Below are 22,801 nucleotides of genomic sequence, written 5' to 3'. Positions count from 1 at the left end.
CCCCGCCACCGCTACAGCGGTTATCGGGCGCTCCCGCAGCACCACGGTGGTCGTACCGGTCCGATAGCTTCGCCGGATGGGTGATCGAGTGGTGCGACCGGGCGATGTCGCCGTGATGAGGCTGTCGGACGGTGGCTTCGGCGCATGTCAGGTGACCGGCATCGATGACGGCGTGACGTCGGCGTACGCGCTGCGCTGGCACTCGGTGGATCGTCCGACCCTCGGCGAGCTGCGCGGCGTCGAGCCGCTGACGCTTGACCACCACGCGCACGGCGGGCGCCTCGCGCACCTGTCGATCGGCGGCTGGTACGCGGTGCCGCCGGGCTTCACCTGGATCGGAAGCCTGCCTGTCCCCGAGGGTGTGCCAGCGTTGTCGGACACATATTCGGGCTGGCAGTCACTTGCCGACGATGTGGTCAGGCAGCGCCGCTGGGACCTGGAGCTACCGGCGGCAGCGAAGGCCGCCTACCGTGCGGCGGCCACTCGCGGCGAGGTCGACGTCGACTTCGGTGCCGGTGCGGTGAAGCTCGGCGCGGCCACGCCTCGGTTGGACCTGAGCAATGACGGGCCGGTACCCGTACCTACGTCCGGGCCGGTGCGGTGGTCGGCTCTCGATCAACTGCCCCGCTGTACGGCGTTGACGTGGACCGGCCCGGATCGCGGCCTCGCCCTTGCGTTGGCAGACCGCCCTGTTGTCTCGTCCCTGACCTGGCGAGACGCCCCGCCCGTCGTGGATCTGGCCGACACCGGCCTACAACACCTGTCACTGGACAGCGCGGGTGCTCGCGAGGTGCGGCTGCCCCGGGTCCTGAGCGGCCTTGAGCTGGGCCCGGTAGACCCGGGCCTGTCCGTGTATGCCGCGGACGAGGGTCGCTGGCTCCAGCTCACCCTGACCGGCGCCGATGCGGAAACGATGGTTCCCGCAGGCCTGCGCCGTGTTCAAGAGGTGGCCCTGGACGGCGGCGGCATCATGTCCGCCAACGCCGTGCGGGAACTGGAGGCGTTGGAGAGTCTCCGGATCCATTGGCGCAGGCCCCCGGGACGGCTGGTCGACGCCGCTGCGCTGGCCGGTCTGACCCGCCTTGCCGTCATCGAACTTCTCGATGGCTACGGCCTGGATGCGGACGTACTTCCTGACCTGACCTCGTTGAAGCAGCTGACTGTCAACGGTCTACGGCGATCGGTCGTGCCCGCCTTGAAGGCCCGGTACCGCGGCACCGGAATGCGTCTGGTCACCGAGGGCGCGAAGCCCGACACGTGGCTCGCCGCCAATCTGGACAACCCGTTGCGGGACTGGGTCGACGACGACGCCCGAGGCGGAGCGGCCGCCTGCAAGGCATACGCCAGCGCAGTCCGCGCCATCGACAAGGTTCGGAAGGACGGTGTGCGTGCAGACGAAGCAGAAGCGGCCTTGCACACCCTGATCGAGGCGCTCAACAGCATCGACCAGAAGTACGACATCATCGACACGCTCCGTCGAGAGGAAGCCTGCGACGCGTTCATGGGACTCGCCGCCCGGGCTGGAGTCCAAGCGGATCTGGCCGCCCAGTGGTTGGACGATTGGCGTGAGTTCTAACCGGATGCCGTGCGGTGACTCGCGCGTTTGCCCTCGTTGGCAGCGGGAAGGCAGCGCGGCGCAGTGCAGGCTCGCCAGCGAGGAGGCGCAGTGACCGTTCCGGTAGCACTTCGGCTCGTCGCCGATGGCCGTACCTGACTCCACCGCGTCGGGTCTACCGGCCAGATCTCTGCGCCCCGGGCTGCGGCCGGTGACCGAGAAGACGCGGGTCACCACCGCGGAGATCTTCTTCGACCTGGTTTTCGTCTTCGCCTTCATCCAGGTCACCACGCTCATGACGGCGGAGGACAGCCCCTTCGGCATAGTGCACGGGCTGCTGGTCCTGACCATGATGTGGTGGTCCTGGTCGCTCTTCGCCTGGCTCGGAAACCGGGTACGCGCGAACTACGGACTGTCCCGGCTGGTGCTGTTGGCCGTGACGCCGGTGATGTTCGGGCTCGCGGTCAGCACCCGCGAGGCGTTCACCGACCTGCCCGGCGGGCTGTACTCACCCCTGGTCTTCGTCGCCTGCTTCGCCATCCTGCGCGTGATGTACCTGGCGCTGCGCTGGTACGCCTCTCCCGCGCTGTGTGGCCGGGACATGGTCGCGCTCGTCACGCCGATGCTGGTCGCCGTCGTTCTGCTGCTGGCGGCGGCGCTGCTGCCCCGGTCCGGCCTCGACGAACGGACGGTGCAGATCGGTCAGGTTGCGCTCTGGGCGGTCGCCGTTGCCGTGGACTACGGGATCGGCCTGGCCGTGCGGGTCACCGAGCGCGCCATCTTCTCCGCGCGCCACTGGACCGAACGGCACGGCCTGATCATCATCGTTTCTCTGGGCGAGGTGCTGGTCGCGGTCGGCATCGCGGGAACGGACCTGCCCAACACCACTGGTCTGATGGTGGCCTCGGTGCTCGCTGTCCTGGTTGCCGGCGCGCTGGAGTGGATCTACTTCGACGTCTCCGCGCTCGTCGGCGAACACGCTCTGCGCGAGGCCGGCCCGGCCCGCCGGGTGGCCCTCGCCCGGGACGCCTACAGCTACCTGCACCTGCCGATGATCGCGGGTGTGATCCTGCTGGCGGTCGGCCTGAAACACACCCCCTCGCTGATCGTCGCGGCGCACACCTACGGTCACGGCGACCCGCTCGACACGCTTGGCCGGTACGCCATGTACGGCGGGGTTGCCCTTTTCCTCGTGGCGCACGCGGCCTTCCAGTGGCGGCTCAGCCGCACGGTACGTGTGGTCGTCTGGCCCCGCCTCGTGGCGGCCGCGGTGCTGCTCGCCATGCTGCCGGTCACCGGCCGCATCTCGGCCGCGCGGACCCTGGTATGGCTGGCGGTCGTGTGCCTCGTCGCCGCGGTGGTCGAGTTCATGGTCAGCCGTGGGCAGCGGCGCCGGCTCCGCAGGGCGATTGCCGAGGAGGCGGAGGAAACCGGGTCCGAGCGGGGCGAGCCCGGCCTCGGCGGGCCTTCCGGGTGACCACGTCGCCACCTAGCGGCCGGAGGAGAATTTTCACCGGCCGCAGGCTGTGCACGCGCCGCGGGTCCGCAGGTGGTAGTCGCACGAGCCTGCGAGGAGGCCGAGCCCGAGGACGCAGTACGCCGACATCGCCACCCAGAGGAACGTGTCGGAGAACTGGCTGACCGATCCCGATGCCACCTGCACGAGCCCCATGCCGAAGTAGGCCACGATGCCCGCCCCGAGCCCGAAGCCGGGCACCAGCAACAGCAGGCGAGGGATCCTGCGGCCGGCGAGCAGCGGCACCCACCCCGGCCAGATCTCGCCCCAGTGGTGTACCAGCGCCAGTGGCAACAGCACTCCGGCCAGCAACAGGCCGATCTCCAGGCCGATCACGGAGGCGTCCTGCGTGAGACCGTCGAATCCCACCACGGCCTGGGCGGCGAAGCGGGTGACGAGGCCGGCTACCGCGGCGTACGCGGCCCAGCGCGCCCACCGGGCAGGTGTCGAGCGCCGGTGACCCGGTCGGAGCGTCCGGCAGCAGTCCGGACAGTCGCCTCGGGTGCGCCGCTGATAGCGGGCGGTGGCCAGACCGAGCAGGACCGCTCCGGTGACACACCCGAGCCGGCTGGAGAACGCTACCGGGTCGAAGTAAGGGCCAACGGTGAACAGCAGGAAGCCCACCAACTCCGGCAGCAGGATCCCGGCAGCCGCGACCAGTGCCCCGACGAATGTCCAGGCGACTGCCGCAAGCACCGGCCGCCATGTCGCCACCCGGTTCAGAGCAACCGCCAGGACACCCGCCGCCACGCACAACGCCACCGACCGCCAACCGGTGAAACCGAGCAGGTCCGACCCGAACGGCCCGAACTCCGGAGCCTCGCCGACGGTCCACGCCAGACGCACGCCCCCGTATGCCACGGCCCAGCCGAGCAGTGCGTACGTCAGGCTGTGGCCCGTCCTGCGAGCGATCGGTGCCGATGGCGTCATGCACCCGATCCTCCCGGCGCCCCGGCCCGGGCGGCCCCCGCCGGCAGGGGAAGGCCCTCCCTCTCAGGAGGGAGGGCTGTTCCCATGATCACTGGGGGAGGGCAGACGGTAGTCGGCGGCGCGCGCTCTGGGAGTCGAGGAGCCCCGGATGTCCGCGGAACGCGCAGGAGCATGCGCGATCGTCGGCCTGCGGACGACAAATGGCGAAGGCAAGGAGATCCTCTCCTTGCCACTTCTAACGTATAGCGCACCGGGGGGCTTGCGGCAAGACCCCTGTTGTGGCGCAGAATCGTCGGCCGAGGCCACGACCTGCGGAAAAAGGGGCACCGACGTGCGCGAGGTATCCGAATGATCGAGCAGTACGTGTTGGATCTTCAAGACGTTGACGAGACGCAGGTTGCGGTCGTTGGCGGCAAGGGCGCGCACCTGGGTGCGCTGTCGCGGATCGACGGTGTCCGCGTACCGGCTGGCTTCTGCGTGACGACGGACGCCTTCCGGCGGATCATGGCAGAAGCTCCCTCGATCGGCGATCTGCTCGATCGGCTGTCGCGCCTGAACCCGGACGACCGGGAGGCGATCGGCACGCACAGCGAGGAGATTCGCCGGAGTATCGAAGGGACCGCCGTCCCGGGCGATCTCGCGGCGGCGATCATCGGCGCGCTCGCCCGGCTCGGCGAGCAGGCTGCCTACGCCGTCCGGTCGAGCGCGACGGCAGAGGACCTGCCGACGGCCTCCTTCGCCGGCCAGCAGGACACCTACCTGAACGTCATGGGGTCGGCGGCCATTCTGGAGCACGTCCGCCGATGCTGGGCGTCGCTGTTCACCGAGCGGGCGGTGACCTACCGCCTGCGGAACGGCTTCGACCACCGGAGCGTCCACATGGCCGTGGTCGTGCAGCGGATGGTCTTTCCGCACGCCTCCGGAATCCTGTTCACGGCCGACCCCTTCACCGGCAACCGGAAGGTCGCCTCCGTGGAGGCCAGCTTCGGCCTCGGCGAGGCCCTGGTCGCCGGCCTGGTGAACCCGGACGTCTACAAGGTGCGCGACGGTGAGGTCGTCACCAGGACGGTCGGCGCCAAGCAGCTCGCCATCCACGCCTCGCCGTCGGGCGGAACGCAGGAACAGGCGATCGACCCGGAGCGGCAGGAGCAGCCGGCGCTGACGGACGCGCAGGTCGTGCGGCTCGTGCGGCTCGGCCGGCGGATCGAGGCGCACTTCGGTCGCCCGCAGGACATCGAATGGTGCCTGGTCGACGATGACGTCCAGATCGTGCAGAGCCGGCCGATCACGACGCTGTTCCCCATCCCCGCGGCGCGTGACGCGGAGAATCACGTCTACCTCTCAGTTGGCCATCAGCAGATGATGACCGACCCTATGAAACCCCTCGGGCTCTCGTTCTGGCAGATGACGACCCCCGCGCCCATGGCCGAGGCCGGTGGCCGCCTGTTCGTCGACGTCACCCAGAGGCTGGCCTCGCCGACGAGTCGCGCCGGCCTCCTGGAGCTCGCGGGGAGATCCGATCCACTGACCGGGGACGCGCTGCAGACGATCGTCGAGCGCGACGGCTTCATCCGGCCGCTGGATGACGAGGGTTCCCCCGCGCCACTGGTTGGCGGCGCGCCGACCTCGATCGAGACCGATCCGGCCATCGTCACCGAACTGATCGGGCGCAGCGAGGCATCCATCGCCGCCGCGAAACGTGACATCCGGACGAAGTCCGGTGAGGCGCTGCTGGACTTCATCCGGGCGGACCTCCAGGAACTGAGGCGGATCTTGTTCGATCCCCAGAGCCATCAGGTGTTCATGTCGGCGATGGAGGCCACGTGGTGGCTCAACGAGCAGCTGGAGGCATGGCTGGGTGAGAAGAACGCGGCGGACACGCTCACGCAGTCCGTGCCCCACAACGTCACGTCCGAGATGGGGCTCGCGCTCCTGGGCGTCGCCGACGCCATCCGCCCACATCCGGACGTGGTGGCATTTCTCGAGCACGTCGACGACGAGGGGTTCCTGGACGAGCTGCCCAAGCTCGCGGGCGGGCGGGAAGCCCGCGACGCCATCGAGACCTGGCTCGACAGGTACGGCATGCGCTGCGTCGGCGAGATCGACATCACGCGGCCGCGGTGGAGCGAGCGCCCCTCCACGCTCCTGCCCATGATCCTGGGCAACATCAGGAATTTCGAGCCCGGAGCCGGCGAGCGGCGCTTCGAACAGGGGCGGCAGGAGGCGTGGAAGAAGGAGCAGGAGCTGCTGGAGCGCTTGCGGGCACTACCGGACGGCGAGCGCATGGCCGAGGAGACGAAGCGGATGATCGACCGGGTCCGGACCTTCATCGGGTACCGGGAGTATCCGAAGTACGGCATGGTCAGCCGCTACTTCGTCTACAAGCAGGCCCTGTTGGCAGAGGCCGAGCGTCTCGTGCAGGCCAACGTGCTCGCCGAGAGGGACGACATCTTCTACCTCACGTTCCAGGAGCTCGACGACGTCGTACGCACGAACCGCGTCGATGACCAGCTCATCGGCCGGCGCAAGGACGAGTTCAGGTCGTATCAGGCGCTCACGCCGCCCCGGGTGCTCACGTCGGAGGGCGAGGCCGTCGCCGGCGCGTACCGGCGCGACGACACGCCGCCGGGCGCACTGATCGGCCTGCCGGTCTCCGCCGGGACCATCGAAGGGCGGGCCCGCGTCATCCTGGACATGGCACGTGCCGATCTCGAACCGGGCGACATCCTCGTCACCGCCCACACGGACCCGAGCTGGACGCCCCTCTTCGTCGCCATCGCGGGCCTCGTGACGGAGGTCGGCGGACTGATGACACACGGCGCGGTGATCGCCCGCGAGTACGGCCTGCCGGCCGTGGTCGGCGTGGTCGATGCCACCCGGCTCATCCGGGACGGGCAGCGGATCCGCGTGCACGGCACCGACGGGTACGTCGAGATCCTGCCGTGAACGGGCGTCAACGCCCAGGGCTGTCGATCACTTGGATCTTGTCGTACTAGTCTTCGCCGCATGGCCTTGCGACCGGACGAGTTCTTTGAGCATGCAGTCGCTGTCGCGGACAGCGAACGCCGACTTCCCTTGGCACGCATGACGGGATGGGAGATCAGTCCGTTCGAGCCGGACGGGCTTCGCGTGGCGCCGTTGCGTCCGCCGGTGCTCCCGGAGCCCGCCCGGCACGGCGAGGATCCGTCGGAGTGCGACGCCTGCCGCAACCGGGACGAAGGGATCTGGTTCAACGACAACTGGCGGCTGGTCCGGATCCCGGGAGTGGGCGTCCCACTGGTGCTCATGCTGCATCCGCGCGATCACTACGACATGGCGGATCTGCCGGATGAGATGGCGGCCGAGCTGGGCCTGTTGAGTACGCGCATCGTCCGCCACATGCAGGCACTGCCGCACATCTCGCGGGCCCACGTCTACCGCATCGGAGATGGTGGCGCCCACCTGCATGTCTGGTTCTTCGCCCGGCCCGAGGGGCAGGCCCAGTTGTTCGGGTCGTGGCTGGTCGTCTGGGACGACCTGCTGCCGGAGTATCCAGCGGACGTCGCAGAAGCTGACGCTGACATCGTCGCGGACGCCCTGGTGGCGTGCCACGGAGGCCACCGGTCACCGACCAGCGAACCGGCCGCCTGACTGGCCCGCTCCACGACCCGTTGTGTGCCGTGATCCGCTGAAGGCGGCGGCTGCGGACGGTGCTGCGTGCTTGAGATCGGCGAGTACGGGGTACCGAAAGCTTCATGCCGAGTGTGGGGCAACTCGTCGGAGACCGATACCGCCTGGTCGAGAGCATCGCCAGTGGCGGTATGGGCGACGTGTGGCGGGCGGTTGACGAAACACTGGACCGCTGCGTGGCCGTCAAGATGCTGCACCCTCGCCTGGTCTCCGACGCTGGCTTCGGCGAGCGGTTCCGCCGTGAGGCGCGCGCGATGGCGGCCCTGCGTCACCCGGGTATCGCCCAGGTCTACGACTACGGCGAGGCGTCCCGGCCCGGAGCGCCGGACCTCGCCTACATCGTGATGGAGTGTGTGCAGGGGCAGCCCTTGTCGGAGCGGATCGCCGAGGTCGGCCGGTTGGACCCGGCCGAGGCGATGTCGGTCGCCGCGCAGACCGCCCGCGCCCTGCAGGCCGCGCATGACGCCGGCGTCGTGCACCGTGACGTCAAGCCCAACAATCTGATCATCGAGCCCGACGGGCACGTCGTACTCGTTGATTTCGGCGTTGCCGTGACCCAGGAAGCGGCAAGCCTGACCGGAACGAACCAGGTCGTCGGCACCGCCCTGTACATGGCGCCCGAGCAGGTCTCCAGGAACGAGACCACGCCGGCGATCGACATCTACGCGCTGGGTGCCGTCATCTACCACTGCCTCGCCGGCAGGCCTCCGTACCAGGGTGACAACGCCGTCGCGGTGGCGCTGCGGCACCTCGAAGACGAGCCGCCGCCGCTGCCGGAGGGCGTCCCGACGGAGGTACGGCAACTGGTGGCCACCGCCATGGCCAAGGAGCCCGCTCGGCGGTTCCCGACGGCCGGGGACATGGCCACGGCGGCGCAGGCCCTCGCGGACCAGTCCGACCGACCGGTGCTGGCCGCCACCGGGGTGACCCTGGCCGCGCTGACCGCTCAGCCGGCCTCCCGGCGGTCGGCTCTCGCCCGTGCGATGAGCGGAGCCGGCAGTCCTGGACACAAAGTGCTCGCGGTGCTTCTCGGATCGATGGCCGCGGTGGCTGCCGTCCTGGTGCTCGCTGACCCCACCGGCATGATGCCGGGCCAGACCGGACGACCGTCGGCGCCTCCCGCGGTGCCATCCGCGGTGCCGACTTCGGTGCCGCCGTCGAAGGGCGGGCCTGACCCTGGCCCTGGCGCAGGTGGCGGCGAGGCAGCCACCCGCGATTCTGCCGGTATGCCGGCTCCAGCGTCCGGAACCCCGAGCCCGACGGCCACCCGTCCAGCAGCAGGGGAGGGGACGCCGAACCCCTCCACGCCCTCAGGCGAGACCAGTGTGGATGCGCCCGAGCCCACCACGTCCGAGAGCGCACCTCAGGAACCGACGGCGACGCCGACGGGCGGCACGACGGCGGAACCGACCGGGGAGGCGACGGAGGAACCAACGGCGGACCCAACCGGGGACCCGACGGCGGAGGAATCGGCAGCCGGAGGGACCGCGGTACCGCGGGCGTAGTCGACGACGGCCGAAGGAGCTACCCGAAGACCGGGTGTGGCGCGACGGCCGAGGCCGCCGCGCCACAGTTTCGGTGCCGGTTGGCCGGGGGTCAGCCGGTTCGACAGGTGACCGTCGGCCAGGTCCAGTTGCCGTTGGCCATGATCGTTACCCCGAAGTTGTTGCCGCTGCCGTTCGGTCTGGCGGTGACGGTTCCGCTCGTGCCGGTGACGGAGGCGTTCCAACTGTTCTGCACGCTCTGGCCGCCGCCCAGGCCGAGGCTGACGACCCAGTTGCTGGCGCCGCTGACCGCGACATTGAGGTTGAACCGGTCGTTCCACTGCTGCCCGGCGGACAGCGTCGCGGTGCAGTTGCCACCTCCCGGGTTGCCGGTGGTGGGGCCGGGGCCGGGGTTGCCGCCACTGCCTTCCCTGACGGTGATGTCGGAGCTCCCACTGCTCTGGTAGCCCTCGGTGGCGATGATCTGGTAGCTGTGGTTGGTGCCCAGGTTCAGGCCGGCGCGAGCCCAGGCGTCGAAGTGGTTGGCGGTGGTGATGGTGCCGCCGGTGCGCTTCTGCTGGCGGACGCTCCAGTACTGGTAGAACGTTTGGATGCCGTCGATGGACGGCTGGTTGACCCGCTGGGTGCGGTAGAGGTCGTAGGTGCCGCCGTCGCTGGTGACGGAGCCCACCCGGGTGGCGCCGGTGCTCGGGTTGTAGGTGCCGAAGTTCTCCACGACGTAGTACTCGATGAGCGGGTTCCGCGTCCATCCGTACAGGGCGAGGTAGCTGTTGCCGTTCGGGCTGTAGGTGCCCGAGTAGCTGATCGTCCTTCGGCTGCCGGTGGCCCAGCCCTTGCCGCCGACCCAGTTGTTGGTGCCGCTGCCCCACTGACTGGAGTACCGGCCGTCGGCGCGCAACGTCATGCTGGCGTTGCCGCTGTCCTTCCAGAACGAGAAGAAGAACCCGTTGTGCGTGCCGGTGGTGTTCGAGCTGACGGTCCGGTCGGCCTCGGCGTACGCGTTGGTGGCCGTCACCGTGCCGGCGACGGCCAGCACTGCGGCGCACGCGGCGCCGAGGAGCAGCCGCATGCGGCCGCGACTCCTCGGTCTGGTGGGGGTGTGGTTCATGTCGGTCATGTGCGTGCTTCCTCCTCGTGACGGCTGGCGGGAGGCCAGCAGCGCGGTACGGCCCGGCGGGCTGTCGGTGGCCAGGTGACGGGTCGCCGGGCATGGCGTCGTGCCGCGCGTGGTGGTGGTTGACCGGTCGTCCTGCGCGACGACCGGAAGGGTGGGTCACGGTGGATCGCATTTGACGGCGATAGAACGCTGTCGATGGGGACCGTATTGACCCAGCCGTCGCCTTGTCAACAATTTCCGGAAACATTGTGGCAACCTCGCGTGGCGGCAGGTCTCCTACAAGAGCGCATCCAGCCAGGCCAATAGTCATGCCGGGGTTGGTCAGTAGCTGGGGCGATCGCACGGGAGTGCCGGTTGGGGGACCATCGTCCAACCCGACCTGCCGAAAGTTACGAGGATTTTCCGGACCGGGTGATGTCGTCACCGGGAGGTTGCGGTGGGAAGGGGTCTGGAGCGGCAGAGTGCGTTGAACGGCCCTCAGCGGCGGGCGGACACATCGACGATGTCGGCGATCGCCTCGAACGGGTTGTACTGGCCGATCTCCTTGGCCATGATCCTGGCCTGGGATCGGTAGCCCGGGTCGTGCAGCACCGTCCGCACCGCGGCGCGCAACTCGGCCACCTCCGGCACGCGGGTGCGCAGGTTGACGCCGGTGCCGCTCCACTCGACGCGGGCGGCCACCTCCGGCTTGTCCTCGCTGGCACCGGCGACCACCAGCGGCACTCCGTGGTACAGGGCGGTCTGCACCCCGCCGTAACCGCCGTTGGTGACCAGTGCGTCGGCGTGTGGCAGCAGCCGGTCGAACGGCACGAAGCTGGCCAGCCGCACGTTGTCCGGTACTTCGGCCAGGGCTCGGCGTACCAGCTCCGGCCCGTCCTCGCGTACGGTGGCGGCCACCACGAGGACGTCGAGGCCGGCGAGCGCACGCACCGTGGGGATGACCAGTTCGTTCAGATCGGTGTTGGCGACGGTTCCCTGGGTGACGACCACCACCGGCCGGCCGGCCGACAGTTCGGGCCACCATGCCGGCTCCACGTAGTCGCCGCTGGCGGCTGGAGGAAGCGTACCGACGAACTGAACGTGCTCCGGAAGGTCGCTGCGAGGGTACTCGAAGCTGGGCACGGTCAACTGCAGGTAATGGTCCGTACGACGGAAGGGCGCGTCGAAGAGGTAGTCGGACATCGTCACGCCCACCGACTCGAGTGTCGCCTCGCCGAATGTCTGCAACTCGGCAAAGAGCCGGCGCACCTCAGCGTTCATCGCTCTGTTGCGGGCGCGTGCCTCCTCGCCTGGCGTTGGCAGGATGCCGGTGCCGAACGCGGGAGTGTCCTCGCTCTGGATCAGCAGGGGAACAGAGCCCAACGTCACGAGCGTCGGGCGTTCCGCCGGCGCCGTGGAGAGGCTGAGCACCGGTATCGACCAGAACCCGAGCTCACCGAGCACCACATCTGCGGGGAACGTCGCCAGCAGAGCCCGTAGACCCCGCACCTGCGCGGGCAGTTGGCCGAGGAAGAAGTTCTGGAAGTCGAAGGACAACTGGGCCGGTCCTGGTGGCAGCGCGGCCCGTGCAGGAAAGAGAGCGTCCAACGTGCGATCGTCGAGGTCGGCTTCCGGTGGTAGTGCCTGGAATCGCGCCCCGGTCGCCAGGGCGCTCTCCTCGAACCGGGATCCGGTGTAAACGACCACCTCGTGACCGCGCCTGACCAGGTCCGCCGCGACGGTGAGGACGGGGCTCACATGTCCCTGAAAGGGGGTCGCTCCCACTATTACCTTGGCCATTCGTGTCTCCGCAATTCGAGGTTGTGGCCCGATCCGGCATTTCCGACGGTCTTGACCCAGGACACGGCCCGGCGCGCAACTGGCGTTCGCGCACTGGTCAGGAGTGCTGCGTTCCCTGCTCGTCCGCTACCTGAATGATCGTCTTGCCGGGCGTGCGGCGGTGGCGGGTGAACGCGGACGCGGTCTCGGAAAGCGGTCGCACGGCGCCGACGATGGGGTTGAGCCGTCCGGTCCGGACGCGCTGGGCGAGGTCGGTCAGCCGGGCGCGATCAGGTTCGACGACGAAGAAGATGGCCCGCCCGTCCTTTGGCTGCACGACAGGTGGCGTGGCGATGGTGACGAGGGTGCCGCCCGGGCGTACCAGTTCGGTCGATCGCGCGAGGACGTCGCCACCGATGACGTCGAACACCACGTCCACCTCGCCGACCTGCTGCAGATCGTCGACGTCCAGGTCGAGGAAGGCCTCCGCGCCGAGGTCGAGCGCGACATCACGGTCGTCGGCTCGGCCGGTGCCGATCACGCGGGCGCCCACCTCGCGGGCGAGTTGGACGGCGATCGATCCGACGCCGCCCGCGGCACCGTGAATGAGGACGGTCTGGCCTGTCGCGAGGTGGGCGTGGTCGAAGAGGCCCTGCCAGGCGGTCAGCCCGGAGATGGGCAGTGCGGCGGCCACGACATGGTCGATGTCGGCCGCGAGGGGGGCGAGATTGCGAGCCTCCACCGCGGTGTATTCGGCCAGGGATCCGTTGCGGGCCCAGTCGGTCAGTCCGAACACGCGCTGGCCCACGCTGAGGCCGGTCGTTCCGTAGCCGAGCTCGACCACGACACCGGACAGCTCGTGCCCAGGGATGCTGGGCGTCCGGTCCCGGCCGGCGCGATCGGACCACGTTGCCGGCCAGTCGAGCTCTCCCGGGGTGAAGCCCGCGGCGTGCACGCGCACGATGACGTCGTTCTCCGCGGCGTACGGATAAGGCATGTCGGCCAGGGTCAGGCCACCGAGACCCGCGTCACGGTGGCGCGCGGTGATCGCTCGCATGCTCAATTCCTCTGCGTGGGATGTCCGGTCAGCTCGGCCAAGGCGAGCCGATGATGCGCTCGACCGTCGTCGTGCGGCGGAAGTCGGGGATGAAGTGCTCGAGTATGTCGGAGTTCACGGTGCCGTTCGTGGTTTCGGGCCGGTTCTTGAGCCCCTCGAACTGGGCTCGCAGAAACTCTTTCTTGAAGTCCCCTCGCGGGTGGGCGGCCACGATCTCGTCCAGCTGATCGTGTTCCAGTCCGTCCAGGCCCAGGCCGAGCACGTCGGTCAGGACGCCGAGCTGCGTGGTCGCGATTTCCGGTCCCATCCGATCAGGAACGCCCGGCGTGGTGTGCAGTGCGATCGCCGTCCAGACGGTCTCGGCGGCGACCATCGAGAAGCCCCGGTCCAGAAGGAACTTGCGGGCGTGGTCGGCGCCATCGACCTCGAAGCGCTGCTCCACGTCGGAGAAGGGGGTCAGGAGGCCGGCGTCGTGGAACATGGCCGCCAGGTAGAGCAGCTCCGGGTCCGGTTTCACGCCGAGCCTCTGTGCGTGCATCAGGCTGAAGAAGAAGACCCGCCGGGAGTGGTGGTAGATGAGAGGGGTGGTCGTGTCCTGGATGAGCCTGGTCGCTTCGGCGACCGCCGCTGTCTCAGGAATCTCCAACCCCGCGATGACGTCTGGCATGACCTTTGACTCTCCGAAAACTGTGGTGGCCGTCGACCGTTTGTGCGACCTCCATGATTCCCACCGATCGGCGGGCGGTGCCGCCTTTGTTCGGCCAGGAACCCCTCACATTCGGACCGAGTCGGCGCGTGGACCCGCGAATGTGCGTCCCCCGTCACAGTTGGTCCCGCAGGGTGGCCTGATGTTCGGTTCGTCGCGCCGATTGCCACCGGTGGCTGCGGTCGGCCAATGTAGTTAACCAGCCTCTGCTACGGCTCCGGCTTCAGATGAACAAACCCGCGTTGCCGCACTCGGTAGGGCAGCAACCGCATCACCAGGGGCTTGCGGCAACCCCGCCCGGGATGCCAGTGATCGCCGGTTACGGTGTGCTACCAATGGACGGTGTCCATGCTTCCCGCGCTGGGACCGGAGTGGTGAAAGCCGGCCCCCATCGCGTCGCGATCCTCGTCTACGACGGAGTGACGTTACTGGACGTCGCCGGACCCGCTGAGGTTTTCAAGGAGGCGAACCGGTTCGGTGCCGACTACCGGATCGTGCTGCTGTCGCCCACCGGCGCGGGCGTCACGTCCAACCTCGGGATCCGGGTCGCGGTCGACGGTGCCGTCTCCGCGGAGCCGCCCTCCGACACGTTCCTGGTGGCCGGGTCCGACCGCTACCCGCGCGCCCCGGTCCCCAGCCACCTGGCGGACGCTGCGCGGACACCGGCGGCTGTGGCAGGCCGCGTCGCGTCGATCTGCACCGGAGCGTTCGTACTCGCCGCCGCCGGCCTCCTCGACGGCAAGCGCGCGACCACCCACTGGCAGGTCACGCACGAACTCGCCTCCCGCTGTCCGACGTGCCGCGTCGAACCCGACGCGATCTACGTTCGCGACGGCACCACGTACACCTCGGCAGGGGTGACGGCCGGCATCGACCTGGCGCTCGCTCTCGTCGAAGAGGACCACGGGGCCGACCTGGCGCGCGACGTCGCCCGCGCCCTCGTGGTGTACATGCAGCGCGCGGGCGGGCAGTCCCAGTTCTCGGCGCCCTTACAAGGGCCGCCGCCCCGCTCGCCGGCTCTCCGCACCATCACCGACCTGGTGACGGCGAACCCCCGCGGGGAGCATTCGCTCGGTGAACTCGCGAAACACGTCAACGTGAGCACCCGGCAACTCACCCGGCTCTTCCACGACGAACTGTCCACGACGCCGGCGCGCTACGTGGAGAACATCCGGTTCGACATGGCCCGGGCGCTGCTCGACCAGGGACACAGCGCGACGCAGGCCGCGGCCCTCGCCGGGTTCCCCAGTTACGAGAGCATGCGCCGGGTCTTCGCCAGGAAGCTGTCGATCAGCCCCGCCGCCTACCAGCGTCGGTTCAGCACGGCCCGCCGCGGCAGCGGACAGGTGCCCCTCGGCGGCTGACCGGGCCGCCCCGCGATGTCGTTCGGCCTGATGGTCGACGTCGGCGAATACACGCATGGTCGGAGCTGCCCAGGGTCCGGCCAGTACCCGCCCTTCCGGGCGTTGATCTCCGCGCGAGGTGCAGTCACATGACTGATGCAGCAGGAGACCGCGCAGCGCCAAGCTCGTCGGCGGGCGCATGAGGCGCCAGGTACGTCGGCGCCGCCGCGAACCGATCGGGCACGGCCTGGTGCACCAGTTCATGAGTCAGCTCGCCACATCACACGTACTCGGAGGTTCTGTTGTCCCTGCCATCACTCGTCCTCGTTCCGGGCGCCTGGCACAAGCCCGAGCACCTGGCGCTCCTGACGGACGAGCTGCGGAATGTCGATGTCCACACCGTCGCGCTGTCCAGCAGCGGTGACGACCCGGAGAAGCTGGGTGACATGTACGAGGACGCGGCGCTCATCGGGAAGGCCGTCGCCGAAATCGGCGGCCCCGTCGTCGTCGTGGCCCACTCGTACGGCGGCATCCCCGCCAGCCAGGGCCTGGTCGGTGCCCACAACGTCCGGCGGATCGTCTATCTCGCCGCGTTCCAGATCGAGGTCGGCGAGTCTCTGCTGTCCAGCGCGGGCGGTACCCCCGCACCCTGGTGGAAGATCCACCACGGTGTCGGTGCCGGCGACTACGTGGAGCCGGTGGATCCCGCGACGGTGTTCTACGGCGATGTCGCCCCTGACATCGCACGACAGGCAGTGACGCAGCTCGGATACCACTCCTACACGTCGAAGACTCAGGAGCAGACCGGGGCCGCGTGGCACACCATCCCCAGCACGTACGTCGTCTGCGAGGCCGACAACGCCCTCCCGCCGGTCGCGCAGGAGTACTTCGCCACCCGGGCTGGCCGGATCACGCGGATGGCCACGTCCCATTCCCCGTTCCTGTCCCAGCCAGCGGCGCTCGCCCAGCTGATCAGGGACGAGCTCGCTGCCGCGTGACGAGTTCTCCGCGTGCGGCGTGGGCCGGTGGTGGCCCGCGCCGCACGCGGCGACGCCGTCCGTCGAGGTGACGTCGACCTCACTGAAGCCGGTGTGGGCGGGTCTCGTCCATGACGGTGAGGGCGTCCCTCAGGCCCGCCCGTGCGGTGATGCCCAGTTTGGGGAAGATGCGGTAAAGGTGCGCGCCGACGGTCCGCGCCGAGAGGAACAGCTCCTCGCCGATCTCTTTGTTCGTCATGCCGGTCGCGGCCATCTGGGCGATGAGATGTTCCCTGCCGGTCAGGGTCGCGTGTCCCGGCTGGGGGGCCGGCCCCGTCCGCTGGCCGGCTGCCCTGAGCTCTCGGCGGGCGCTTCGCGCCCACTTCTCGGCGCCGAGGCGTTCGAACGCGGCATGGGCCCGGCCGAGGTGTTCCCGTGCGGCACGCCCCGACCTGATCCGTCTGAGGTGTTGGCCGAACAGAAGTTCGACGCGGGCCTGGTCGAACGGCCACCGGTCGGCGTCCGGTGTGGCGAGTGCCCGGTCGAACAGGCTCGTCGCCGCGTCGTCGGCGGAGACGAGCGCCTCGGCGGCCGTCACCAGCATGTCGAGCCGGCCGGAGATCGTCTCCAGCCGCGCCGCGCGAGCCGCGGCGACGTGCGCCCGGGCCTCCGCGTGGCGGTTGGTCCGGACTGCGGCCTCGACCACGTCGAGCACCATCCAGATCGCCACCGGGCGGAAAGTCGGGATGGTGCCGGCGGGGCTCGCCGACGTCGCCTCCCGGTATGCCTCCTCGTAGTCCTGGGCGCCCAGTGCGAGCAGGGTGCGGGTGTAGTGGCAGAGATGACTCACCACGGCCACACCTCGGGGTACGGCCCAGTAGATCAGCTCGTCGGTGATCCTCCGCGCCGTCTCGTCGTCGCCGCGCACGGCGGCGAGGGTGGCGATCCAGTGATCGATGGCCCAGCGGAAGAGCCGCAGTCCCTGCTCCTTGGTCAGGGACAGTGCCTCGGCCAGGTACCGCTCGCTGTCCCGCCACTGGCCCAGGAAGTAGGAGTCGAGCGCCAGCAGGGTCAGCGCCTGCGTCATGACGTTCGTGTCGTCCGCGGCGCGTCCCCGCTCCAGCGCGCGGTGCAGGGCGGCACGACAACCACCGAGCCGGTCCACCCAGGAACCGGCGAGGCCGATCAGGACGATCTCGCCGGGGGCGTCGACCTGATCCAGGCTCTGGACGAGTCGGTCGAGCTGTCGGTACGCGGCGTCGCCGGCGTTCGCCGGATCAGAATGCGTGTGCCGCATCAGCACGACGATGTCGAGGCCGGGGTCGTTCAGGCGTGACAGGACCGCGTCGAAGTCCGACCAGAGATGGCTCCGTCCGCCGAAGAAGCAGACGTACAACAGGGTGAGCAGGGCCTCCCTGATCTGGAAGACCGGATGCGACTCCGGACTCACCGCGTCCAGTGCGCCGGAGAGGATGCGGTGAGCCGTGTCGACGTCACCGTCGGCGTTGAGGATGACGAACGACGTGGCCATCGCCATGTCCAGGGACCGCTGATGCCCAGCGTCGAGCTGACGCGCCTCGAGTAGCGCGTCGCCAGCCCCAGCGATTCCGCCGCCCAGGCGAGCACCGATGTAGGCCGCCGCGGCCAGGCGACGAGCCCGCTGCGTGTCGGCAGGGCTGAGCATCGAGGCGTTCGTGAGCGCGGTCACGGCGCCCACGATGTCGCCCCGCCGGACCAGCCGATATCCCGCTTCCTCCAGCGAGACGGCTGCCCGCTCGTCGGGCCCGGCACTGCTCTGCGCGAGATGCCACACCCGCCGGTCCGGGTCGTCATGCAGACCGTCGGCCAACCGGCGGTGGGCCCAGCGCCGCTGCGCGGCCGTGGAAGCGTTGACGACGGCCGACCGGGTCAGGGGATTGGAGAACAGCAGTCGCGTGCCATGCTCCGCGATGTGGACGAGTCGAGCGCGTTCGGCGGGTGCCAGCGTCTCCAGGAGCCGCTCACCGGCCACGACCTCGAGGACGCGGAGGTTCCCGGTGGCCTCGAGGGCGGCGAGCAGCAGCGACTCTCGCGTGGCATCCGGCAGGTCGTCGATGCGGGACGAGAAAGCTGCCTGTAGCCGGCGGTTGAGCGGGACGACGGAGAGGTCGAGCGTCGGACTGGCGTGACCCCGGCTGGCGAGGGCCAGCGGCAGTTCGACGAGGGCCAGCGGGTTCCCGCCCGCCGTGGCCAACACCCTTCGCCGGACTGCGGGCGTCAACCCGGGATGGCGGGCCGTCAGGACCTCGGCTGCCGCCTGCTCGTCGAGAGGGGCCAATACGTATTCGTCGAGTCGTGCTCGCTCGAAGAAGCCTTCGGCCGCCGGACGCGCCGACCCGAGGAGGCCGACGCGCGTTCCGGTCAGCCGCCGGGCCAGGAGCGTGAACACCGCGGCGCTCGACCGGTCGAGCCACTGGACGTCGTCGACGAGGACGAGGATCGGCGAATCGCGGGCCACGGTGAGCAGCAGATTCCGCAGTGCTTCGGTGACCGCCATCCGGTCAAGTGCCGTGGAGGTGTCCGGATCGAAGAGGGTTTTCAGGATGTCGGCGTGAGCGCCTTCGGCGTTGGGGAGCGAATGGGCGATCGGGCTCAGAATCTGTTTCAACCCCGCGAAACTGATGTCCGCTTCGAACTCGACCGCGGTCGCCTCCAGGACGCGGCCGCGCTCTGCCGCCCAGCGCCGGGCGGCGTATCGCAGCAGCGTGGTCTTGCCCAGGCCGGGGTCCCCGACGATGATCAACGATTTTCCGGATGTGCGTGCGTGATCGCAGAACTCGTCGATGACCGCAAGAACGTCGCTTCTGCCGACGATGTCTGTCGTCATTCCCCGTCACGCTCTGCGTCGTCGGACTCGGCCGCGTCGACGGCCCGGCTAGGGAAGGATCATATCGGCTCTTCCAGGTCGAACCGATCTGCGCCGGGCCAGGTCCGTCCGCACGCCGTGCTGGTCATGGATGACGTCCACGTCCGTGCAGCCGCTTCCAGACAGGTTGTCAGCGAGGACGCCACCCAACCGCAGCGGCCTTGTCCAGCCGTCGACGCGCAATCTTCACGCCGGGGACAGGACCGCGAGGTCGCTGTTGCGAATCGTCTGTCGCCTGGCTGATGCTGTGGGACATGAACGCGCCGAGGAGGAAGCGGCCAGGTGGACGGGACCGGCGCCGCGTACCCCTGTCCTTTCCCCGGCCCCACACCATCCGCAGCCGTCCGGTCGCCGACCTGGCTGTCCTGCTGGGCAATCTCCAGATACCGCCGTTCGAACAGGCCGACCGCCTCACGTTGATCGATCGCTGGCGCAACTTCGTCCCGGACCAACCGGTTCTCGTCTATCCCGGCGAGACGATCCGGCAGGATGACGCCCACCTCCTAGTGCATCGGCTCGATGGCCGGGTGGACGCCTACCCCGGCTCTACGAACCGCTGACGCTAACGACCCGTGACGTACGGGCCCTGGCCCACCAGACGGACGAGGCTGCGCCGTGACAGGTCCTTGCTGGTCATCGCGCTGATCGCCCACGGCGGGCGTCAGCGTGAAACCCGGCGCCGCCGGTCCGCACGGGCCGGCGGCGACCGCGGGAGCGCCCCGGGGCTGAGGCGTTCCCGCAGGTAATTCGCGTCACCTCGGCCACCTCTCGTTGAGTCGACGGCAACACGCGAGGGGCACCATGGGCCCGAGCCCCGCCTCCATACCGCCGTGGAAGTCGGTCCTGTCGCAGGGCGGCGCCGATCATGACGAGCGGAGACACCATCGTGAGCACCACCGAGGCCCCACCCGCCCCGCCGACCGCGCCCGGTGCACGCCGTCCGGCCGGGGCGGCGCTGTTCGCGCTGGCGATCGGTGGCTTCGGCATCGGTACCACCGAGTTCGCCACGATGGGGCTGCTGCCCCAGATGGCCGACGAGTTGCGCGTCCCCATCCCGGTGATGGGGCACGCCATCACCGCGTACGCGCTGGGTGTCGTCGTCGGCGCGCCGGTCATCGCGGCCCTCGCGGCCCGGGTGCCCAGGCGCGGGCTGTTGCTCGTGCTCATGGTCGCCTTCGTGGTGGGCAACGCGTTGACCGCTCTCGCGCCGGGCATCTGGTCGCTGGTCGGCGCCCGCTTCCTGACCGGTCTGCCGCACGGCGCGTACTTCGGCATCGCCGCCGTCGTGGCGGCCGGGCTCGTCCCGCCCGACCGCAGGGGGCGGGGGGTGGGGCGGGTCATGGTCGGGTTGACCGTGGCCAACATCATCGGCGTACCGTTCGTCACGCTCGCCGGTCAGGTGTTCGGCTGGCGCGCCTCGTACGCGCTGGTGGCCGGGATCGGCGTCCTGACGATCCTCGCCGTGCGCCGGTGGGTGCCGCACGTCGCCGCCGTGGACGGGGCCAGCATCTCCCGGGAGCTGGGTGCCTTCCGCCGGGTCCACGTGTGGATCGCACTGCTCACCGGCACCGTGGGCTTCGGTGGCATGTTCGCCGTCTACAGCTACGTCGCTCCGACCCTCACCGACGTCGCCGGGATGCCGACCCGGGCGGTGCCGTGGGTCCTCGCCGTGTTCGGCCTGGGTATGACCGTCGGCGCGCTGCTCGGCGGTCGGCTGGCGGACCGGTCGGCGCTGGGCACGCTCATCGGCTCGCTCGTCGCGATGACCGCGGTCCTGGCGCTCTACGCGCTCACCGCCTCGTCACCGGTCGCCGCCGTGCTGCTGATCTTCGCGATCGGGCTGGTGTGCCAGGTGCTCGGCGCCGGGCTCACGATCCGGCTCATGGAAGCCTCACCGGACGCGCCCGCGCTGGCGGCGTCCTCGAACCACTCCGCGCTCAACCTGGCCAACGCGATCGGTGCGTGGCTGGGCGGCGTGGTGATCGCGGGCGGCCACGGGTACCTGGCGACCGCGTGGGTCGGCGTGGTGCTGTCGGTCGCCGGGCTGCTGTTCGTGGCCGGCTCGGTGCTGGTGCCGCGCCTGGCGCGTGGGCCCGTTTCGGGTCGTGCCTGACCCCGCAGGGCGCTCACCAGACGTGCGGGAAGCCCTGGCCGGAGCATGTCCGACCAGGGCTTCCCGTTGAGCCAGTCCCGGTGTCAGGCGACGAAGCGGGTACGGCGGCGGCGCGTCACCACGAACAGGGCGGCACCCGCGGCCAGCAGAACGGCGGCGGCGCCACCCAGCACGGTGCCGGACTGGCCGGTGATCGGCAGCGACGGGCCGTCGTCGCTGCCCCCGCCCCCGCCGGCGCCAGCGCCGCCGACCGGGTTGACGACCAGCTTGGCCACGTCGTTGTCCGACGTCGCGTCCGGGCTCGAGGACGTGACCGTGACGGTACCGGTGAGTTCCCCGGCGGCGTCGACGCGCAGCCCGAAGTCCCACGTGACAGCCTCGCCCACCTCGAGCGGGTGGACGTTCGTCCGGCACACGTACCCGGTGTCCGCCTTCGTGCACCCGGCGGGCACCGTCGTGACGGTGGTGCCGGCGGGCGGCGCGACGGTGACGGTCGCGGCCGGCTCGGTGATGCCGGAGGCGTACGCCGGACCCAGGTTCTTGACGCCGAGCTTGGCGGTGATCGTGGTGCCCACGGCGGCCCGGACCTGCCCGCCGACGGCGCTCACGTCGGACCGGTTCGTGCCCTCGACCGTGAGGATCACGCTCTGCGTGTCCAGGAAGAAGGAGTCCTCGGTCTGGGCGCCCTGGGCACGCAGCCCCGAGGGCTTCTGGACGAGGCGGAGGGTGCCCTGCGTGCCGCGGGTCGGCTTGGTGGCCTGGACCATGTCGAAGTTGTCACGCCCGTCGATCGGGGTCGACCACGCGAAGCTGGCTCCGGCGACGCCCGGCGCCGGCACCTGCGGCCGCAACTGCAACGGCAACTCCTCGGAGAGCACGTACTCCTGCTGCGGAGCAAGCGTCGCCTCGAAGTGGCAGTACGCGGCGAACGTGCCGTAGTCGCAGTTGTCGTAGCGCTTGGGCACGGTGAACATCGACTCGTAGAAGAAGAAGAGGTCCACGCCGTTGATCGCGTTGCCCCCGGTGTTCTTCACCGTGAGCGGGTTCGTGAAGGTGTCGCCCGGCTTGACCTTCTTGGTGATGATCGGCCCAACCTCCAGCGCGACCTTCTCGCTGATGGTCACCTTCGAGGTCCTGGTGAAGGTCTGGTCCCGACTGGTGACCTTCACGCTCACCTCACCCTCGTCGCCTACCGCCGCTGAGGCCTCGGGCCGGAAGGTGAGCGTGGTGATACCCGCGAACAGGTTCTCCGAGGAGAGGGTGTCGAAGCTGCAGGTGATCCTCGTACCCGACTGCTCGCACGGGCTGGAACCCTCGAACGTGAGCTTGGCCGTGGCGACACCCGCGAGCTTCGCGGTGTCGATGGTGACCGCCACGTCGTTCAGAGTGAAGTCGGCGTCGTAGTTGTAGAGGTAGACGGACTGGGTCTTGCCGAACGAACCGGGCACCAGTGCGGTGTGGTCCAGGCGCAGCTGCGTGCCCTTCGGCAACGCGACCGCGGAGACCGGTGCGACGGCGTTGGCACCGAGCACACCGATGGCGCAGGCGCCGAGCCACGCGGCGGCGCGCAGCAGACGTGAACGACTCACGAGCGTTCCTCCCCCGTTGATGAACGGGGGTGATCATAGCGACGCGACCCGTTCGGGTGGG

The 22,801-nt window shown here is 69.6% G+C and carries 17 protein-coding genes; 10 read left to right on the top strand and 7 right to left on the bottom strand.

What is annotated here, in order from left to right:
• Positions 1–76 precede the first annotated feature (76 nt).
• Positions 77–1,576 (top strand): hypothetical protein, encoded by a 1,500-nt coding sequence (locus tag ACTWLT_RS03850; protein ID WP_445317162.1) that lies wholly within the window; start codon positions 77–79, stop codon positions 1,574–1,576.
• Positions 1,577–1,766: 190 nt separating this feature from the next.
• The gene (locus ACTWLT_RS03845) at positions 1,767–3,032 is read left to right on the top strand and encodes a low temperature requirement protein A (protein ID WP_445317161.1); all 1,266 of its coding nucleotides are present in this window, start codon (positions 1,767–1,769) and stop codon (positions 3,030–3,032) included.
• 33 nt (positions 3,033–3,065) lie between these two features.
• Here ACTWLT_RS03845 and ACTWLT_RS03840 read toward each other — a convergent pair whose 3' ends face one another.
• Positions 3,066–3,917, bottom strand: coding sequence for a hypothetical protein (locus tag ACTWLT_RS03840; RefSeq protein ID WP_445317160.1), 852 nt, complete (start codon positions 3,915–3,917; stop codon positions 3,066–3,068).
• 432 nt (positions 3,918–4,349) lie between these two features.
• Between ACTWLT_RS03840 and rph the strand changes: the two genes are divergently transcribed.
• The 3 genes from rph to ACTWLT_RS03825 all read left to right on the top strand — a co-directional run bounded on the left by rph (position 4,350) and on the right by ACTWLT_RS03825 (position 9,175).
• Positions 4,350–6,947, top strand: coding sequence for a rifamycin-inactivating phosphotransferase (gene rph / locus ACTWLT_RS03835; RefSeq protein WP_445317159.1), 2,598 nt, complete (start codon positions 4,350–4,352; stop codon positions 6,945–6,947).
• A gap of 138 nt (positions 6,948–7,085) precedes the next feature.
• Positions 7,086–7,631 (top strand): HIT family protein, encoded by a 546-nt coding sequence (locus tag ACTWLT_RS03830; protein WP_445317158.1) that lies wholly within the window; start codon positions 7,086–7,088, stop codon positions 7,629–7,631.
• Between the two features lie 104 nt (positions 7,632–7,735).
• Positions 7,736–9,175, top strand: coding sequence for a serine/threonine-protein kinase (locus tag ACTWLT_RS03825; RefSeq protein ID WP_445317157.1), 1,440 nt, complete (start codon positions 7,736–7,738; stop codon positions 9,173–9,175).
• 91 nt (positions 9,176–9,266) lie between these two features.
• Here the strand turns inward: ACTWLT_RS03825 and ACTWLT_RS03820 are convergent, their stop codons facing one another.
• The gene (locus ACTWLT_RS03820; RefSeq protein WP_445317156.1) at positions 9,267–10,244 is read right to left on the bottom strand and encodes a glycoside hydrolase family 11 protein; all 978 of its coding nucleotides are present in this window, start codon (positions 10,242–10,244) and stop codon (positions 9,267–9,269) included.
• Between ACTWLT_RS03820 and ACTWLT_RS03815 the strand changes: the two genes are divergently transcribed.
• Entirely contained in the window at positions 10,243–10,371 is a 129-nt protein-coding gene (locus tag ACTWLT_RS03815; RefSeq protein ID WP_256482527.1) for a hypothetical protein, read from the top strand. The two genes, ACTWLT_RS03820 and ACTWLT_RS03815, sit on opposite strands and share 2 nt — an antisense overlap.
• 398 nt (positions 10,372–10,769) lie before the next feature.
• On the opposite strand, the gene ACTWLT_RS03810 is transcribed toward ACTWLT_RS03815, so the two are convergent.
• From ACTWLT_RS03810 to ACTWLT_RS03800, 3 genes are all read right to left on the bottom strand, one after another.
• Entirely contained in the window at positions 10,770–12,029 is a 1,260-nt protein-coding gene (locus ACTWLT_RS03810; RefSeq protein WP_445317155.1) for a nucleotide disphospho-sugar-binding domain-containing protein, read from the bottom strand.
• A gap of 139 nt (positions 12,030–12,168) precedes the next feature.
• A complete protein-coding gene (locus ACTWLT_RS03805; RefSeq protein ID WP_445317154.1) occupies positions 12,169–13,107 on the bottom strand; it encodes an NADP-dependent oxidoreductase in 939 nt (312 codons plus the stop codon).
• A gap of 28 nt (positions 13,108–13,135) precedes the next feature.
• Positions 13,136–13,774 carry an HD domain-containing protein gene (locus ACTWLT_RS03800; protein ID WP_445317153.1) on the bottom strand — a complete coding sequence of 213 codons (639 nt, stop codon included), beginning with the start codon at positions 13,772–13,774 and terminating at the stop codon, positions 13,136–13,138.
• A 266-nt stretch (positions 13,775–14,040) separates the two neighbouring features.
• Between ACTWLT_RS03800 and ACTWLT_RS03795 the strand changes: the two genes are divergently transcribed.
• Both ACTWLT_RS03795 and ACTWLT_RS03790 read left to right on the top strand, forming a co-directional pair.
• A complete protein-coding gene (locus ACTWLT_RS03795) occupies positions 14,041–15,177 on the top strand; it encodes a GlxA family transcriptional regulator (RefSeq protein ID WP_445317152.1) in 1,137 nt (378 codons plus the stop codon).
• A gap of 281 nt (positions 15,178–15,458) precedes the next feature.
• Positions 15,459–16,154 (top strand): alpha/beta hydrolase, encoded by a 696-nt coding sequence (locus ACTWLT_RS03790; protein WP_445317151.1) that lies wholly within the window; start codon positions 15,459–15,461, stop codon positions 16,152–16,154.
• 79 nt (positions 16,155–16,233) lie between these two features.
• Here the strand turns inward: ACTWLT_RS03790 and ACTWLT_RS03785 are convergent, their stop codons facing one another.
• Complete coding sequence (locus ACTWLT_RS03785; RefSeq protein ID WP_445317150.1) at positions 16,234–18,999, bottom strand: ATP-binding protein; 2,766 nt, start codon at positions 18,997–18,999, stop codon at positions 16,234–16,236.
• A 293-nt stretch (positions 19,000–19,292) separates the two neighbouring features.
• On the opposite strand from ACTWLT_RS03785, the gene ACTWLT_RS03780 reads away from it, so the two are divergent.
• Both ACTWLT_RS03780 and ACTWLT_RS03775 read left to right on the top strand, forming a co-directional pair.
• Entirely contained in the window at positions 19,293–19,598 is a 306-nt protein-coding gene (locus ACTWLT_RS03780) for a hypothetical protein (RefSeq protein ID WP_445317149.1), read from the top strand.
• A 326-nt stretch (positions 19,599–19,924) separates the two neighbouring features.
• Positions 19,925–21,151, top strand: a complete 1,227-nt coding sequence (locus ACTWLT_RS03775; protein WP_445317148.1) for an MFS transporter — start codon at positions 19,925–19,927, stop codon at positions 21,149–21,151.
• 83 nt (positions 21,152–21,234) lie between these two features.
• On the opposite strand, the gene ACTWLT_RS03770 is transcribed toward ACTWLT_RS03775, so the two are convergent.
• Positions 21,235–22,740 carry an LPXTG cell wall anchor domain-containing protein gene (locus tag ACTWLT_RS03770; protein ID WP_445317147.1) on the bottom strand — a complete coding sequence of 502 codons (1,506 nt, stop codon included), beginning with the start codon at positions 22,738–22,740 and terminating at the stop codon, positions 21,235–21,237.
• Positions 22,741–22,801 lie beyond the last annotated feature (61 nt).

The organism is Micromonospora yongxingensis (assembly GCF_052601155.1).
The sequence above is the reverse complement of the archived record's forward strand: the minus strand, read 5'-3'. Positions and strand labels throughout refer to the sequence as shown.